We start from the raw sequence: 15,051 nt of genomic DNA, 5'->3' as shown, positions 1-15,051 counted from the left end.
TGAACGTGACTTCGTTTTCTTTAGCGATGCCTACTCAATTATCAAATCAAAGATTGACTCATGGGTTTTATTTTATAGACGGACAGTCTATATTGCTTCTTATGAATCATACCTCTCCCATCAAGCGACGTGGCCGCCCTCCTAAGCATCCACATCATCATGTGGATACGCGTGCGGCGTTGATTAGAAGCGGGACCGAAGTGCTGACGGAGCAGGGGTTTGCCAATGCAGGCATCGATGGCATCCTCAAGCGCGTCGGCGTTCCTAAAGGGTCTTTCTATTACTACTTCTCCAGTAAAGAGGCATTTGGTTACGCCGTTTTAGAGCATTACGGCGCCTACTTTGCCAAAAAATTGGATCGTCATTTGCTCAACGACACGCTACCACCGTTGTTGCGTATCAAAGCTTTCGTAGCAGATGCCAAGGAAGGCATGCAGCGTCACGATTTTCAGCGCGGCTGTTTGGTCGGCAACTTGGGTCAAGAAGTGAATGGTCTTCCCGAGGGCTATCGTACATGCCTGCAAGCGATATTGACCGACTGGCAACAACGACTAGCGGTATGTTTACGTGAAGCCCAACGACTGGGTGGCATCATTTCTTCGGCAGATTGCGATCGACTCGCTGAGGCTTTTTGGATTGGTTGGGAAGGTGCTGTCATGCGTGCGCGTCTTGAAGCGCAAACGCGCCCACTCGATACCTTTCTGGATACGTTTTTAGACGGAATATCTCCGTAATTTTTTTATCATTTAATAGACGGACGTCTACAAAAGAGGTGCAACATGTTCAAAGCATTGCTGATCGATAAGGCAGAGGGTAAGCAGCAGGTAGCCATTACCTCGCTGGACGAAGCATCGTTACCTGAAGGCGACGTTACTGTCAGCGTGCATTGCAGTACGCTTAACTACAAAGACGCTTTGGCCATTACAGGCAAAGGGCCGGTGGTGAAGCAGTTTCCTATGGTGCCCGGCATTGATCTATCAGGGGTCGTCGAGCATTCCGCCTCGCCTGACTTCAAGCCAGGGGATACGGTGCTGCTTAACGGCTGGGGCGTAGGCGAAAAGCATTGGGGGGGATTGGCCGAGAAGGCGCGCTTAGACAGCCGCTGGCTCATTCCACAGCCGTCAGCGTTTACGCCTTATCAGTCGATGGCCATTGGCACAGCAGGCTATACAGCAATGCTAGCGGTCATGGCACTGGAAGAGCGCGGCGTTACGCCTGACCAAGGAGAAATTTTGGTCACCGGCGCGAGCGGCGGCGTGGGCAGCTACGCGATTACGCTGCTGGCTCGCTTAGGCTATCGCGTCGTTGCCTCTACGGGGCGTCAAGAGGAAGCACCCTATCTTGTCGAGCTGGGAGCTGAGAGTGTCATAGACCGTCGTGAACTCTCCGAACCCGGACGCCCACTGGCCAAAGAGCGGTGGGCGGGGGCCATTGACTCTGTGGGCAGCCATACCCTTGCCAATGTGCTAGCTTCCACCAAGTATGGCGGCACCGTGGCGTGCTGTGGACTCGCTCAGGGGATGGATTTACCCACCAGCGTTGCCCCCTTCATTTTACGCGGTGTCACGCTCGCGGGTATCGATAGCGTCATGAGACCGTTGGCTCACCGTGTCGAGGCTTGGCGTCGCTTAGGAGAGCTACTGAGTCCTCATCAATTGGAAGCGATTACTCGGCCCATCGACCTAACGCAAGCCATTAGCGTCGCAGAAGACCTGCTTGCAGGTAAGGTCAGGGGAAGAGTGGTCGTCAACATGGCCTGATCTCATAACGTGGGTGGGGGCCGCACGGCGCTTAACTGAGCGATCTGCGGCCACGCCGATCCTAAGAGTGGGAACTTTATTGTTTGTTAAATTGCCTTCTCTATCGGCTTTGAAATAAAGATTGAGTTTGCCTGCTATACATTAACATCTTCCTCGACTCTGTTTCGTCCGCTTTGCTTTGCGCGATAGCTCGCAGCGTCAGCGCGGTTGAGCACATCGTCGATCGTCATATCCTCTGGGCGGAAATGGCTGACCCCGATACTGGCGGTGACTTGCCATTGATGACCCTCCGCTTCGATAAAGCTAGCGGCAATACTGGCACGCAGAGATTCGGCGATGGTGAGCGCCCGTGCGGGCGTACAGCCCGGCAGTAACACGGCAAATTCATCCCCCCCCTGGCGGGCGGCATAGTCACTGCTGCGAATCTCGCTCTGTACGATACGCGCAATCTGTTGAAGCATCTGATCGCCTAACGCATGGCCTCCTTGATCGTTGACTGGCTTGAAACGATCTAAATCAAACAGCATGACGGCGGTCGGTTTGTCTTTGGACTGCCACTGCATCAGCAACTCTTCAAGATGCCTCGTCAGCCCGCGACGATTGAGTAGATGGGTAAGAGGATCATGCTCTGCTTCCCAGCGCTTCTGAGCATAGTCGTGATGGTGTTGAGTGATATCGCGTACCGTACCCACGGTGCCAATAAACTGATCATCGACACGCACAGCCGCTGTTTGCACATCTAACCAGTACATCTCTCCATCGGTATTCAAGAAGCGAAACTGACGCGCAAAATCCGTTTGTTTAACGAGGCTACGTAACCAAGCGGTTCTTACCTCTGGGCGGTCATCGTGATGAATGCGGTCGCTCCAGTCTTGCAGGTTGCGGGGTGTTTCCTCACCTAAGATCTCGTGCAGCGCGTCGTTGATAAAGGTCAGTTGACCCCGAGGGTTCGTCACGAACGTACCTTGAGGCGACGCGGATAAGGTTCCTCTCAGCAAGGCCTCCCTCTCCGCTAAGTCGTGCAAGCTTGCTTGGCGTGCAGCTTCGGTACTGTTAATCACATCTATAACGCGGCGCAGCTCCTTCATCGTGGTGGGGATAGTCAGCACAGCGCGGTGCCCGTCTTGAAGTTCTTGAATCTGCCGAGCGAGATGCGCCAACGGGCGTAAAGCTAACCAAATCACTCCCCACACCAAGGGTAAAATCAGTACGAGTACGCCCCAGACGTAAATAGTAATTTGCTTCATGCCCGCCACCAGCGGGGCTTCGGCTTGGGTTTGCGGCAGATGTACGCCTACGATCCAGTTCGCAGGCCATATTTGCCGATAGGCGACCAGTTGGGATTCGCCAGCCAAAGACCGTCCCACACTCTCGCCTTCCCAACCATCTAACGCCTGCTCCAAGTCGGGTGAAATGGTGTCAGGTAGTGTGACAATGGCTTCTTGCTGATACGGAGCGTAAATACGTTGGCCAGATGCTGTTGTAATCGTCACGTAGCCGCCATCACCTAAGCGGAGCTGATCAAAGCTGTTAAACAGCTGGCTTTGCCTAAGGTCAACCAAGCCACCTAGAAAACCTGTGTAGCGACCCGCGTCATCGTGGAGGGGAACCAGCATCAGGACTAGCGGCGTGTTAGTAATGCGTCCAACCAGGGGGGCGCTGACATAAGGCGTTTTGAACGCATGCATAAACCGAGCGTATTCACGATCAGCAAAGTTGTTACCGCTCCGCCCCCCGTCGGCAGGCCATTCATCCACGACATCGCTGCTTAAATCAAACACCAGCAGCGCTTCAAAGAGAGGCTCCATCGTGTACGCGTGCTGTTCGAGTAGAGCTCCTTGCCTGGGAAGCGACATCCTCTCTGCCAAACGTTCCAGTTCGCTGAAGCGCTCATTCACCTGTCGCGTGATGGAGTGGCTAATGAGCTCTGCCTCGTAGCGCAGATGCTGGTGGTTGGTTTCATTCACCAGGAACTTGCCCGCCTGCCAGCCAAACGCAAGTACGATTAGGCAAAGCAGACCCCAAAGCACCACGGCCCCAACGACCAAGCGTCCACGTAGCGTCGCGAAGGGGATTGTGATCATGCGCAGGAGCGAGTGCTGTACGCGACGTCTTGGAGCAATGGTGTTATTCGATATCGATGTCATGAACGGTACCTAGCAGGCGAAGGTTCCACGCGATCGCGTATCGCCTATCTCTTATAAAGGAGTCTAGCTATCATAACAGTTGAAAAAGTGCTGAATTAGCTGACGTTTCAAAAAATGCTCACGGCAAGCTTGATTCGGCACTGGCCGATGGGGATGGCGCTACATGAACGATTGAGCACTGGAATATCATGACAACAGAGCGAGTAAGGAGCGTAGTAGACCAGACGACTCTGCAGAGTAGAAATGACAGCACGCGCTAAACCATGGATAACTAATTTGATGCGGCGCAAAATGTCGTCTAGATTAATCCATGTTGTGGCATGAAGCCTCTAGACAAGGATGTCACCCCACCATGGAAGGCCTAATTCCTTCTGATTTGTTCCCTTTTATTGGCTCCAGCAGGAGCCTTTTTTCTTGTATTCAAGATCTTGAATAGTGTCGCCACTATTAAATAACCTTATTCCAAAAACAAGAAGCGACGCTGGAGCGCCGCTTCTCTCGATACATTTATTGATTAGCCTTATGCCACTCAAATTTTTTGAAGGGTTCATCAACCGGCGTGTCAGCTAGATGGTTGGTATAGTTGCTCATGACTTTCTGCGCTGTAACAAGTACGACCTCAAGAATGTGACGTCTTGTAAAGCCAGCCGCAAGGAAGGCCTGCACGCCATTTTCATCTACGTTGCCGCGACCACGCACCACGGAAAGCGTAAAATTACGTAGCGCTTCTAAACGCTCTGTGGGAAGCGGAGTCTCGTTTCGCAGCGCCTCAGTGATGGCATCGTCCACATTCATGGATTTCGCAATGCCCGTATGTGCAGGAACGCAGTAGTGACAGGCATGTTCAACATTGATGGTCTGCCAAACCACGGTAATTTCTTCCTTATCAAAACTGCTATCCAGCGCTAGCTGGTGAAGCTTTTGATACCCCTCCAATAGCCCCGGCGCTTCAGCCATGACGGCGTGTAAGCCAGGGATCATGCCGAATACTTGGATCGATGTATCCAATAGCTTTTGGCTGGGTTGTGGGGCGTTCTGCTTATCGTGAAGCGTAAAATCGGTCATGTAACGACTCCTTTACTTAACTCAACAAAAAAGATGTCTTGCCAAAGGCAATAGCATGATTTTGAGTGATCACTCAAAAAAAGACGCAATGGGTAAGGCCTTCATCGAACAAGACTGTAGCTGTACTTGAGCGATTGCTCAAGATAAAATTGAGTGATCGCTCAAATTAATATGCTTACTTTTCCACCCGTTGGACATACTGATGCCTCGCGCTACCCTGCATAACCGACAAGACTCATTGGAACGTGCGCTACAACTTTTTTGGCGCAAAGGGTTTCACGCCACCTCACTCAAAGACCTGGAAAAAGCCCTCGATATGCGTCCAGGCAGTATTTATGCTGCCTTTGGGAGCAAAGATGCCCTTTTTCAGGAGTCACTAGAGCGCTATGCACGAATGGCACTACGTGAGCTTCAGCGCACTCTCAGCGGATATGATTCTCCGCTGTTAGGATTAGCGGCCTACCTTCGTCAACTGGGCAAGCTTTCTGAGCAAGAGCTCTCTTGTCGAGCCTGTTTGCTCGTCAAAAGCGTGCTGGAGCTAGGAGAGCGTGAGCACGCAGCACGTCAGAAGGCAAACGAGTTACTCACAGGCATGGAGAACTGCTTCACTCAGCAATTTACGGCTGCACAACGGCTAGGAGAACTAGACACCCAATACGATCCCGCAAGATTGGGTCGCCGCTTTCAAGCGGATGTCATGGGATTGCGGGCGTTTGCCCAACGCGATGTATGCAGCGCATCAGTGCATGCTTTGGCTGAGGATATGGCGCAGTCGATAGAAGACCTTAGATCATAAGTCCACCTATCTGCGGTGTGAGTACTTGAGAGATCGAAGAATAGATAGCATCAAAACCTCACCCTCTCCGCATGCTCCCTCAACCACTCACGACACTGCGGATAGTCCGGCATCACCCGCCCTAGCTCATGCCAAAACTCGGGGGAGTGGTCGTGGCGGATGAGGTGGCAGAGTTCGTGCATCACCACGTAATCCACCATGCGATTTGGGGCCATCATGATCTGCCAGTTAAACTCCAGCTTGCCCTTGGCGGTGCAGCTGCCCCAGTGTGATTTAAACGTGCGAATGCCGACGCCCATGGGCGATACCCCACAGCGGGGGCAAAGCGCGTTACTTTCTCTTTTATTTTTTGTTCGGCTTGGCGCTTGTACCAGCGTACCAAGGCATTGCGCACCATGGATGGGCGTTGGGTACTCTGGGGCAGCGTAATCAGCAGCCTGCCGTGTACCAGCTTTACCGGAGTAAAGGCACCGGTTTCTATCTTTAGGCGATAGTTACGCCCTAGGTAAGGGAACGCCTCACCGGAGACAAATTCTCGACTGCTGGCAGGTGCGGCCAGCTGGTGTAGCGCCATTTTTTCTTTGATCCAGCGCCGCTTGCTGGGCCAACAGCTGATCGATCTTTTCTAGCTGGGTGTCGCCGGGCACTACGCCCCCACAAAGTAGTTAGACAAGTTTGGCGGCGTGGGCATGTGAGCAAAGCAATAATCAGTTAGTTTTGAACATTACCTGTAGCGTAAATAACAAGAAGCCTGGAAGAGAAGCATCCAAAAATGTCCTGTTCCGCTCAATGAGAGCCATAACCAAAGTATGGGCCGGGGTATGGGCTAGCTAAATTTCAGACACAAAAAAGCCGCTGAAATCAGCGGCTTAGTCGTGATACTTGGCGGAGGGACAGGGATTCGAACCCTGGATAGGCTATTAACCTATGCCGGTTTTCAAGACCGGTGCATTCAACCGCTCTGCCATCCCTCCGGCTTATGGGTGCGTATAATAACAGCTTCCCCTTGTAAGTCAACGCCTTTTGAATAAATTAGTAGAGCCTTAAGCCGACACGGGTGATATCGCCGCCTTCCATCTCACTGACGACCCAATGGATGCCATGCCAATCAATGTCGTCGCCCACGACCGGGTGTCCACCTACTCGTAGCGAAACAAATTCTGATAGCGTCATATCCTGCTCGCCGGGGCTCAGGGTTAAGCCGTAGGCCTGCGCAATATCTTGCATCTTCGCGCTGCCATCTAAGGTAAAGGTACCGAAGAAGGCGCGCTCTTGCTTGAGCTTGGCGTCGCCATTGAACAGCCGGTTGAGCGCGACAAGATCTTCCGTGCGGCCAATCACGCAAATCACATCGCCTAGCTTCAACCGCGTGCTGCCTTTAGGGTGCAGCATGACGTGATTGCGGAACAGCGCTGAAATCAGCGCGCCAGAGGGGAAGCGGAGCAGGCGAATAGGGATGTCTTCCAGATCTTCGTTTTCAACCACGTAAACGAACATCTCGAAGTCGTTATCCGGCAGAATACCCAGCGGGCCTCGGCGGTTGGGCGTTGTGCCGACCGGCACTTCGACCCTTAGCCAGCGCGCCATCAACGTCAGTGAACCGCCCTGAATAAGCAGCGACATCAGCACCACCGCAAAGGCCACGTTGAAATAGAGCGAGGCGTTCTCTACCCCACCTATCACCGGGAAGATGGCCAGTACAATTGGAACCGCGCCGCGCAGGCCGACCCAGGCAATAAAGAAAGTTTCTCGCCAGCGGAATTTAAAAAAAGGCTTGATGGTAATCAGCACCGCAATCGGGCGCGCCACGAAAATCAGCGCCAGAGCGACAAAGCCAGCGGGCAGAGCCACCTCCCACAGTTGGCTGGGGGTTACCAGTAGGCCCAGCACCAGGAATAGGCCGATCTGGCTGAGCCAAGCGAGGCCATCGTGCACCGGTAAAATAAAATTAAGGTGCCGTCCCGGCTGGTTGCCAATCATCAAACCCGCTAGATAGATCGCCAAGAAACCGCTACCGCCCAGCACGCTGGTTAGCCCGAATACGCTAAAGCCAAGCGCCAGTGCCAGCATGGCATAGAGGCCAGGAGCTAAATCCAGCCAGCGCAGCAGTTTGGCACTTAGCCAGCCGCCACCAATACCTACGGCGAGGCCAATACCGAACTGAGAAATAAAGAACAGGAGGGTGTCAGGGATGCCGCCAATATCTCCTACCAGCAGCTCTACTAACATGAGTGTTAAGAAAATTGCCATCGGGTCGTTGGTGCCCGATTCAATTTCAAGCGTGGCCCCTACCCGTTCGTTTAAGTTGACCCCGCGGCCGCTTAGCATTGAAAAAACGGCGGCGGCGTCGGTAGAGCCCACAATCGCCCCCACCAGTAGCCCTTGCACTAATGAAAGATCGAAGACCCACATGGCAATGACGCCGACGATGGCGCTGGTAATAAAGACGCCAAGAGTCGCCAGCGACAGCGCTGGCCGGAAACCCACACGGAACGTTTTAAGACGTGTACGTAAGCCACCATCCAGCAGAATCATGGCCAGCGCTAGGTGGCCGATGGTGAAAGCCATCGAGTAGTCGTCGAACTCGACACCTAACAGGCCTTCTTCACCTGCCAGCATGCCAAGGCCCAAGAAAATCAGCAGCAGCGGTACGCCCATCATCGATGAAAGGCGGCTCGCTAAGATGCTGAGGGCCATAAGGGAACCACCTACCAGGAAGAACGTATAAATTGCGTCCATGTCTCTCCGTCTCTACATCAATGCCGTTCTATTATTGCATGCCAGTGCTGAATTTACTGAGCGTGTTCGCTTGGTTTGTGCAAAGGGTTTATGCAAAGGGCTAGCCAGGCGCTTTGCCTGAAAGCTAAACTCCGCCGTCATACCATCGGGAGTTGAGGTTATGTTGAACGCTTTTTTGCGTGGCCGTTCATTGCTAGCACTGTCATTGGTCTTTTTTTTATTATTTTCATTTTCAGCGACTTACGCAAATGAAGAGCGTGAGTCAGTTGCCGCCGAGACACCTCTCAATCTAGAGAGCCCTATCACGCTTCCTGAAGGGCTTTGGCCCACCGACACTCAGAACGCAGCGGACGAGCCTGAAGAAGCGCCAAGCATGGCCGTGATTCCCCCACCGCCTCTAGACCCGCCACCGTTAAAACAGCTCACGTTAATGTTGGATTGGTACTTGAGTCCCCAGCATGCAGCGCTGATTGTGGCCAAAGAAAGAGGCCTGTTTGCCGCGCAAGGGATTGAAGTTGAACTACTAACTCCAGCAGACCCCTCCATTGCTATTAAGCTACTAGCGGCTGGAGAGGTGGATTTAGCGCTTACTCGCCAGCCGCTACTGCATTTGCATGCCCACGATGGCGCGCCTATTACACGCATCGCAACGCTGATTGAAACACCCTTAAACGCTGTGATTGTAGCCGGTGAAGCGCCGCCCACTATGGGGGCGATTGAGGACGAACTAGCCGACTTACACTATGGCTTTTCTACCCGAGAAGGTCGCGATGTGCTGGTGGAGCAGCTCTTGCCCCGCTCAGTGCGTCAGGTTGATGACTTTGTACCGCCCGAAAGCATCCATTTTGATGCCGCCGATGCACTACGTTCGAGCAGAGTAGACGCCATTGCGGATGGCTTCTTCCACACATTACCGCAGCAGCTCTCTTCCGATGGGATTGTTACCCATACGGTGCGCTACAGCGATATCGATATTCCTCGCCACGACGGGCTCATTTTGCTGGCTAATAGCGACGCCGTTGCCAGCCGTGCCACCACATGGTCGCGGGTGCTGATTGCACTGGAAGAAGCCAATAACTGGATGATTGAGCATCCTGAAGACGCCTGGACGCTGCTAACCACCACTCACCCTGTGCTGGATAATCCCGTTAACCAAGGAGCGTGGGAGGATCTGTTGCGCCGCGTTGCGTTAAGCCCCGCCGCGCTGGATGAGCGGCGCTATGCCGCGTTTGAGAGCTACTTGCTGAGCAAAGGCGTGACCACTAGCGCCCTCCCTGTGGCTCGGCTAGCGGTGAACCCCCATGCGTCGTTGATGGATCGCTAGCCCATCCTCTCATGCACAGCTGTGCAACACCTTCCAACACGCGGGAGCAGCATGCACGATACCCCCTTAGTGTTTATCGATGTGGAAACCACCGGCACCCGCGCCACCCGGGATCGCATTACTGAAATTGCAGCGCTGAAGGTGGTAGAAGGTAAGGTGATTGACCGCTTTACTAGCTTGGTTCACCCAAACACCAGCGTGCCCGCCCATATTAGCCAGATCACCGGTATTTACGACGATATGCTGGCGGATGCCCCAACGTTTGCCACCCTTGCAGAAGAGCTTCTAGCATGGCTGGGCACCGCCTGCTTGGTAGCGCACAACGCACGCTTTGATGCCAGCTTTCTACGTAACGAATTTAAGCGGGCAGGCTATACCTACCGGCCCACACTGATCTGTACCCTGCGGGTTTCTCGACGCTTAAACCCAACGCTGCCCAAGCATAATCTTGCCGCCCTGCTGACCCATTTTGATATCCAGCGCGCTCGCAAGCACCGGGCAGAGGATGATGCCACGGCGCTATGGGAATTATGGCAATTATGGCAGCGCGACCACGATGCGGAGACTTGGCAGGCGGCTCTTGCCGATGAGCAGCGCCACCGCAGCCTGCCAGCCCACCTCTCTAGCGAGCAGTTAACCGACCTGCCCAGTGCGCCTGGGGTGTATCTCTTTTATGGCCATAACCGTCTGCCCCTCTATGTGGGCAAAAGCATTAATCTACGTAGCCGAGTGCTCGGACATTTTCAGCGTGATCATCAAGATGACAAAGAGATGCGGCTTGCCCAGCAGATTCAGCACATCGAGTGGGAAGAGACCGCCGGTGATTTAAGCGCGCAGTTGCGGGAAGCGCAGCTCGTGAAAACGCTGATGCCGATTATGAATCGTCAGCTGCGCCGCCAAGGCAGCTTGAAAACGTGGTATTGGCCGAGCGACGCGCCAGCCCCCACGCTGGTGAGCGGCAAAGCCATCAGCCAGCCCCAGCCGGGCAAGCTGTTTGGGCTATTTAGAAGTGCAAAAGAAGCCAAAGAGGCGCTGCGCAGTATTGCTGAAGAGCATCAGCTGTGCCCGCAGGTATTGGGATTAGAGAAAGGCAAGGGCCGCTGCTTTGCTCACCAGCTAGGCAAATGCCGTGGGGCGTGCTGCCAGCAAGAGCAGATTGAAGAGCATACACAGCGGGCACAACTGGCGCTTACCAAGCTGCAGGTTAGCGCCTGGCCGTGGCCTGGGAGAATTGTGGTTCGCGAACAGAGTCGCAAAGGCGGTCCGGTAGCGCACCATGTGGTTGACCACTGGTGCTACTTAGGAAGCACCACTACCAAGCGACGCGCGCAAACGCTAAAAGGCGATGCGCCGCAGTTTGATGTAGATACCTACCGCATACTGAACCGTTTTTTAAACGCCCCGGAGCAGCATCAGCTTACGATTGCGCCGCTATAAAGGCGTCGATGGCCTGCTGAAACGCTTCGGGCTGATCAGCATGCAGCCAGTGGCCAGCGTTTTTGAGCGTGACCAGCCGCGCACGAGGCAGCACTTCGCGCAGCGCTGGCAGCATATCGTCACTCACGTAGTGGGAATCGGCACCGCGCAGTACCAGCGTCGCGCCTTCAAACGGGGAATCACCATCGGGCTGCCCGATAATGGCTTCATAGCCGCGTTGAATTTCATCCAGACCAACCCGCACGCCCATCACGCCATTCTCGTCACGCACCAAGTTAGTCGCCAAGAATAGCCGTGTGGGGCGAGAATCTACGTGTTCTGCTAGCAAGGCATCCGCTTCGCGACGGTTAGTGGGCTTACCTTCTCTGACTTGCTCTAACGCGGCAAACACATCGTCATGGCCATGCTGATAAGCCACCGGAGCAATATCCGCTACCATCAATGAGAGGCAGCGCTGTGGCGCTTGGCGTGCCAGTGTAATCGCCACCTTGCCGCCCATGGAGTGGCCTAAAATATGCGCTTGCTCGATGCCCAACTTATCCAGCGCTGCCAGCACATCCTGGCTCATGGCGCGATAGCTCATGCCTTCTGCATGGGGTGAGCGGCCATGATTACGTAGGTCCACCGCCACTACCCGGCGTTTACGCTGCCAAACCTTCAAATGCGAACGCCAGTTATCGGCGCTGCCGAGCAAGCCATGAATCACCACAAGCGGCTGGCTATCAGCGTCAACCTCAGCGGGCAAATCCATTACATAGAGATCCACGGGGGCTTGGTCAGTCATGCTCATTCCTTATCGATTAAGCGGTTCGTGGCGCAGCGTCGTCTTGGCCTGTCCATACCACTAAACGGCGCGTTAGCCAGGCAAGCAGCAGACCATAGAGCGGCAGGAAGAACAGCAGGCTAATGCCCAGCTTAATGGCGTAGTCGACGGCGGCAATTTCTACCCAGTGCTGAGCCATGAAGGGGTCAGGACTGTTATAGAAGGCGGTGGCAAAGAAGGCAAACGTATCGGCAAGATTGCCCAAAATGGTCGAGCACACTGGCGCGACCCACCACGCCCACTGGCGAAGACGATCAAACACCTGCACATCCAGCAGTTGGCCAAGCACGTAAGCAAGGAAACTGGCCACGGCAATGCGGGCAACGAACAGGTTCCACTCGCCGAGCGCCTCGATCCCGGCAAAGCTACCGCGTGGGAAGATCACTGACACCACGTACGATACCAACAGCGCCGGAAACATCACGCGTAGGATAATCGTGCGAGCTGGCCCTTTACCAAATAGGCGCACCGTTAAGTCGGTGGCCAGAAAGATAAACGGAAAGCTGAACGCGCCCCAGGTGGTATGAAAGCCAAACAGCGTGAACGGCAGCTGCACCAAATAGTTACTGGCAGCAATGATGGCGATATGGAAGGCGACCATTACCATGAGGCAACGGCGATGCTGAGCGTCGGTTAAAGCAAACATGCAGATTGGCCTTTTTTTGGTTGATAGAGGGGTTAGGGAACCCTCGAAAAAGCGCGTTGAGCGCCACTGGGGCGCGCATTATACGCGTTCCTCACGGTAATAAAAGAAAGCATGAAATTGAACGCACAAAGCCGCCCATGGGGTTGGACGGCTTTGTGCGTGTTTTGTGAATGGTTTTTACGTGGCAGAAAAGGTGCTTAGCTATCGGTGGAGGTTGCTTGATCGGCAGCACCGACGTTGCGTTCACGCATCGCCGCGTGCACATCTTCCAAGCTAGTGGGGTCATCAATGGTGGAAGGAATGCCGAAGGATTTTCCATCGGCGATATTACGCAGCAGTTTGCGCAGTATCTTGCCCGAGCGGGTTTTGGGCAGCCGGTTCACGACTAGCACCTGCTTAAAGCAGGCAATGGGGCCGATATGTTCGCGCACGCGCTCAATCAGTTCGGCTTCCAGGGTTGCTTCGTCGCCGTTAAAACCATCTTTGGGGATCACTAGTCCCACGGGCAACTGCCCTTTTAGTTCATCATGAATGCCGATTACCGCACATTCCGCCACAGCCGGATGTGCGCCCACCACTTCTTCCATCTCTCCGGTGGAAAGGCGATGCCCCGCCACGTTGATGACATCATCGGTGCGCCCCATGATGAATAGGTAACCCTCTTCATCAAAGTAACCGCCGTCGCCAGTCAAGTAATAGCCTGGGTAAGCGGCCATATAAGCGCTATGAAAGCGTTGCGGGTCGCGCCAAACACCCACCAAACACCCCGGCGGCAGCGGCTGCTTGATGACGACGCTGCCCTGCTGCATCGCGGGCGCTTGTTCGCCGTCGCGGTCCAAAATCTGCACGTTGAAACCAGGCACAGGGTAAGTAGCAGACCCCGCCTTAGTGGCTGTTGCTTCAATGCCGGGTAGGTTGGCGGCAATCGGCCAGCCGGTTTCGGTTTGCCACCAGTGGTCAATAACCGGCACATCGAGCAGGTCATCCAACCAATGAAAAGTCGGTGGATCTAAGCGCTCACCAGCAACATATAAGTGCTGCAGGCTGCTGATATCATACTTTTCTAACTGCTTGGCCTCAGGGTCCTCTTTTTTAATGGCCCGAAACGCGGTTGGGGCAGTGAAAAAACTCTTCACTTTGTACTCATCAATCAAACGCCAAAACGCCCCCGAATCCGGTGTTTTCACCGGTTTACCTTCATACACTACCGTGGTGCAACCGCGCAGAAGCGGCGCGTAAACGATATAGGAGTGCCCTACTACCCAGCCCACATCCGAGGCGGTAAACATCACATCGCCTGGATCAAGGTCGTAAATCACTTCCATCGAATAGGCCAAGGCGACCGCATAGCCGCCAGTGTCTCGCACCACGCCTTTGGGCTTGCCGGTAGTGCCAGAGGTATAGAGCACATACAGCGGGTCGGTGGCTTTCACGGGTACGCAATCCACAAAGGGAGCATCCGCCACGAGTTCTTGCCAGTCCACATCGCTAGGTTGTAACTCAGCACGATGCGCTTCGCGCTGAAATACCACGCAAGCATCTGGCTTGAAGCTGCTCAGCGAGATAGCTTTTTCGACAATCGGCTTATAGGGCAGCACCTTATCAACTTCGACTCCGCAGGAAGCAGCAATCACTACTTTCGGTTCAGCGTCTTCAATGCGAGCCGCCAGCTCGTGGGGCGCAAAGCCGCCAAACACCACCGAGTGCACCGCGCCTAAACGGGCGCAGGCGTACATGGCAATCAGTGCTTCAGGCACCATCGGCATGTAAATAATAACCCGGTCGCCTTTGGTGACCCCAAGCTTGGAGAGGCCTCCCGCGCAGTGCGCTACTCGGTCACGCAGCTCAAGGTAGCTGATAGTTTGTTTGGATTGAGTGACGGGAGAATCCCAATAAATAGCGGGCTGCTCGCCACGCCCCTGCTCAACGTGGTAATCAATTGCGGCGTAACACATATTCAGTTCGCCATCGCCAAACCAACGGGCGTGCTGCTGATTATCGTAAGCGAGGATAGTGCTGGGGGGGGTGTACCAAGGCAGTTTTTTGGCCTGCTCGGCCCAAAAGGTGTCTGGCTGCTCGATGGAGTGCTGGTAGGTGCGCTGGTAGAGGCTCATGGTGACCTTGTGATTATTGTGTCGGTTGATAAGCATCTTAGGAGCAAAGATGGATTGTTGACACTTTATAAAGTAACTACCGATCCTACCCTCATACTATGGGATAAAACACGACCAAAGCCGTATAAAAACGCAGATATTGTCGACAAATATACGCGCACTACCATTGATAGAGCGTTAAACCGCCATTTGGACAAAAT

General features: G+C 54.1%; 11 protein-coding genes, 1 tRNA gene and 1 pseudogene. 5 read left to right on the top strand and 8 right to left on the bottom strand.

Annotated features, from left to right (window positions below):
- The first annotated feature begins 5 nt into the window (after positions 1-5).
- Together acuR and acuI are read left to right on the top strand one after the other, a co-directional pair.
- On the top strand, positions 6-734 hold the full coding sequence (acuR, locus tag R0J87_RS10395; protein ID WP_498885992.1) for an acrylate utilization transcriptional regulator AcuR: 729 nt from the start codon (positions 6-8) through the stop codon (positions 732-734).
- Positions 735-779: 45 nt separating this feature from the next.
- Positions 780-1,760 carry an acrylyl-CoA reductase (NADPH) gene (gene acuI, locus R0J87_RS10390; protein ID WP_498885990.1) on the top strand — a complete coding sequence of 327 codons (981 nt, stop codon included), beginning with the start codon at positions 780-782 and terminating at the stop codon, positions 1,758-1,760.
- Positions 1,761-1,894: 134 nt separating this feature from the next.
- On the opposite strand, the gene R0J87_RS10385 is transcribed toward acuI, so the two are convergent.
- Both R0J87_RS10385 and R0J87_RS10380 read right to left on the bottom strand, forming a co-directional pair.
- Positions 1,895-3,907: a sensor domain-containing diguanylate cyclase gene (locus tag R0J87_RS10385; protein ID WP_498885988.1), complete on the bottom strand. Its 2,013-nt coding sequence runs from the start codon at positions 3,905-3,907 to the stop codon at positions 1,895-1,897.
- 507 nt (positions 3,908-4,414) lie between these two features.
- Positions 4,415-4,972 carry a carboxymuconolactone decarboxylase family protein gene (locus tag R0J87_RS10380; protein WP_498885986.1) on the bottom strand — a complete coding sequence of 186 codons (558 nt, stop codon included), beginning with the start codon at positions 4,970-4,972 and terminating at the stop codon, positions 4,415-4,417.
- A 202-nt stretch (positions 4,973-5,174) separates the two neighbouring features.
- Here R0J87_RS10380 and R0J87_RS10375 point away from each other — a divergent pair, with 202 nt between their 5' ends.
- Complete coding sequence (locus R0J87_RS10375; protein ID WP_498885985.1) at positions 5,175-5,768, top strand: TetR/AcrR family transcriptional regulator; 594 nt, start codon at positions 5,175-5,177, stop codon at positions 5,766-5,768.
- A gap of 50 nt (positions 5,769-5,818) precedes the next feature.
- Here the strand turns inward: R0J87_RS10375 and R0J87_RS10370 are convergent.
- The 3 genes and pseudogenes from R0J87_RS10370 to R0J87_RS10360 form a co-directional block, all read right to left on the bottom strand.
- Positions 5,819-6,342: pseudogene (locus R0J87_RS10370) on the bottom strand (M48 family metallopeptidase).
- Positions 6,343-6,651: 309 nt separating this feature from the next.
- Positions 6,652-6,742, bottom strand: a tRNA-Ser gene (locus R0J87_RS10365).
- Positions 6,743-6,800: 58 nt separating this feature from the next.
- Positions 6,801-8,507: a potassium/proton antiporter gene (locus tag R0J87_RS10360; RefSeq protein ID WP_498885984.1), complete on the bottom strand. Its 1,707-nt coding sequence runs from the start codon at positions 8,505-8,507 to the stop codon at positions 6,801-6,803.
- A gap of 160 nt (positions 8,508-8,667) precedes the next feature.
- Here R0J87_RS10360 and R0J87_RS10355 point away from each other — a divergent pair, with 160 nt between their 5' ends.
- Both R0J87_RS10355 and R0J87_RS10350 read left to right on the top strand, forming a co-directional pair.
- On the top strand, positions 8,668-9,831 hold the full coding sequence (locus tag R0J87_RS10355; protein WP_498885982.1) for an ABC transporter substrate-binding protein: 1,164 nt from the start codon (positions 8,668-8,670) through the stop codon (positions 9,829-9,831).
- A 51-nt stretch (positions 9,832-9,882) separates the two neighbouring features.
- Positions 9,883-11,268 carry a 3'-5' exonuclease family protein gene (locus R0J87_RS10350; protein ID WP_498885980.1) on the top strand — a complete coding sequence of 462 codons (1,386 nt, stop codon included), beginning with the start codon at positions 9,883-9,885 and terminating at the stop codon, positions 11,266-11,268.
- Here R0J87_RS10350 and R0J87_RS10345 read toward each other — a convergent pair.
- The 3 genes from R0J87_RS10345 to R0J87_RS10335 all read right to left on the bottom strand — a co-directional run bounded on the left by R0J87_RS10345 (position 11,249) and on the right by R0J87_RS10335 (position 14,902).
- Complete coding sequence (locus tag R0J87_RS10345; RefSeq protein WP_498885978.1) at positions 11,249-12,052, bottom strand: alpha/beta fold hydrolase; 804 nt, start codon at positions 12,050-12,052, stop codon at positions 11,249-11,251. The genes R0J87_RS10350 and R0J87_RS10345 overlap by 20 nt on opposite strands.
- 16 nt (positions 12,053-12,068) lie before the next feature.
- Positions 12,069-12,737 carry a 7-cyano-7-deazaguanine/7-aminomethyl-7-deazaguanine transporter gene (locus R0J87_RS10340; RefSeq protein ID WP_044629142.1) on the bottom strand — a complete coding sequence of 223 codons (669 nt, stop codon included), beginning with the start codon at positions 12,735-12,737 and terminating at the stop codon, positions 12,069-12,071.
- Positions 12,738-12,934: 197 nt separating this feature from the next.
- Positions 12,935-14,902 carry a propionyl-CoA synthetase gene (locus R0J87_RS10335; protein WP_498886028.1) on the bottom strand — a complete coding sequence of 656 codons (1,968 nt, stop codon included), beginning with the start codon at positions 14,900-14,902 and terminating at the stop codon, positions 12,935-12,937.
- Between the last annotated feature and the right edge of the window lie 149 nt (positions 14,903-15,051).

This window comes from Halomonas sp. SIMBA_159, assembly GCF_046536035.1.
Classification (GTDB): Bacteria; Pseudomonadota; Gammaproteobacteria; order Pseudomonadales; family Halomonadaceae; genus Vreelandella; species Vreelandella venusta_A.
The sequence above is the reverse complement of the archived record's forward strand: the minus strand, read 5'-3'. Positions and strand labels throughout refer to the sequence as shown.

Coding starts and splice junctions, on each gene's coding strand:
- acuI (WP_498885990.1), top strand. CDS start 780: ATGTTCAAAGCATTGCTGATCGATAAGGCAGAGGGTAAGCAGCAGGTA.
- R0J87_RS10385 (WP_498885988.1), bottom strand. CDS start 3,907: ATGACATCGATATCGAATAACACCATTGCTCCAAGACGTCGCGTACAG.
- R0J87_RS10380 (WP_498885986.1), bottom strand. CDS start 4,972: ATGACCGATTTTACGCTTCACGATAAGCAGAACGCCCCACAACCCAGC.
- R0J87_RS10375 (WP_498885985.1), top strand. CDS start 5,175: ATGCCTCGCGCTACCCTGCATAACCGACAAGACTCATTGGAACGTGCG.
- R0J87_RS10360 (WP_498885984.1), bottom strand. CDS start 8,507: ATGGACGCAATTTATACGTTCTTCCTGGTAGGTGGTTCCCTTATGGCC.
- R0J87_RS10355 (WP_498885982.1), top strand. CDS start 8,668: ATGTTGAACGCTTTTTTGCGTGGCCGTTCATTGCTAGCACTGTCATTG.
- R0J87_RS10350 (WP_498885980.1), top strand. CDS start 9,883: ATGCACGATACCCCCTTAGTGTTTATCGATGTGGAAACCACCGGCACC.
- R0J87_RS10345 (WP_498885978.1), bottom strand. CDS start 12,052: ATGACTGACCAAGCCCCCGTGGATCTCTATGTAATGGATTTGCCCGCT.
- R0J87_RS10340 (WP_044629142.1), bottom strand. CDS start 12,737: ATGTTTGCTTTAACCGACGCTCAGCATCGCCGTTGCCTCATGGTAATG.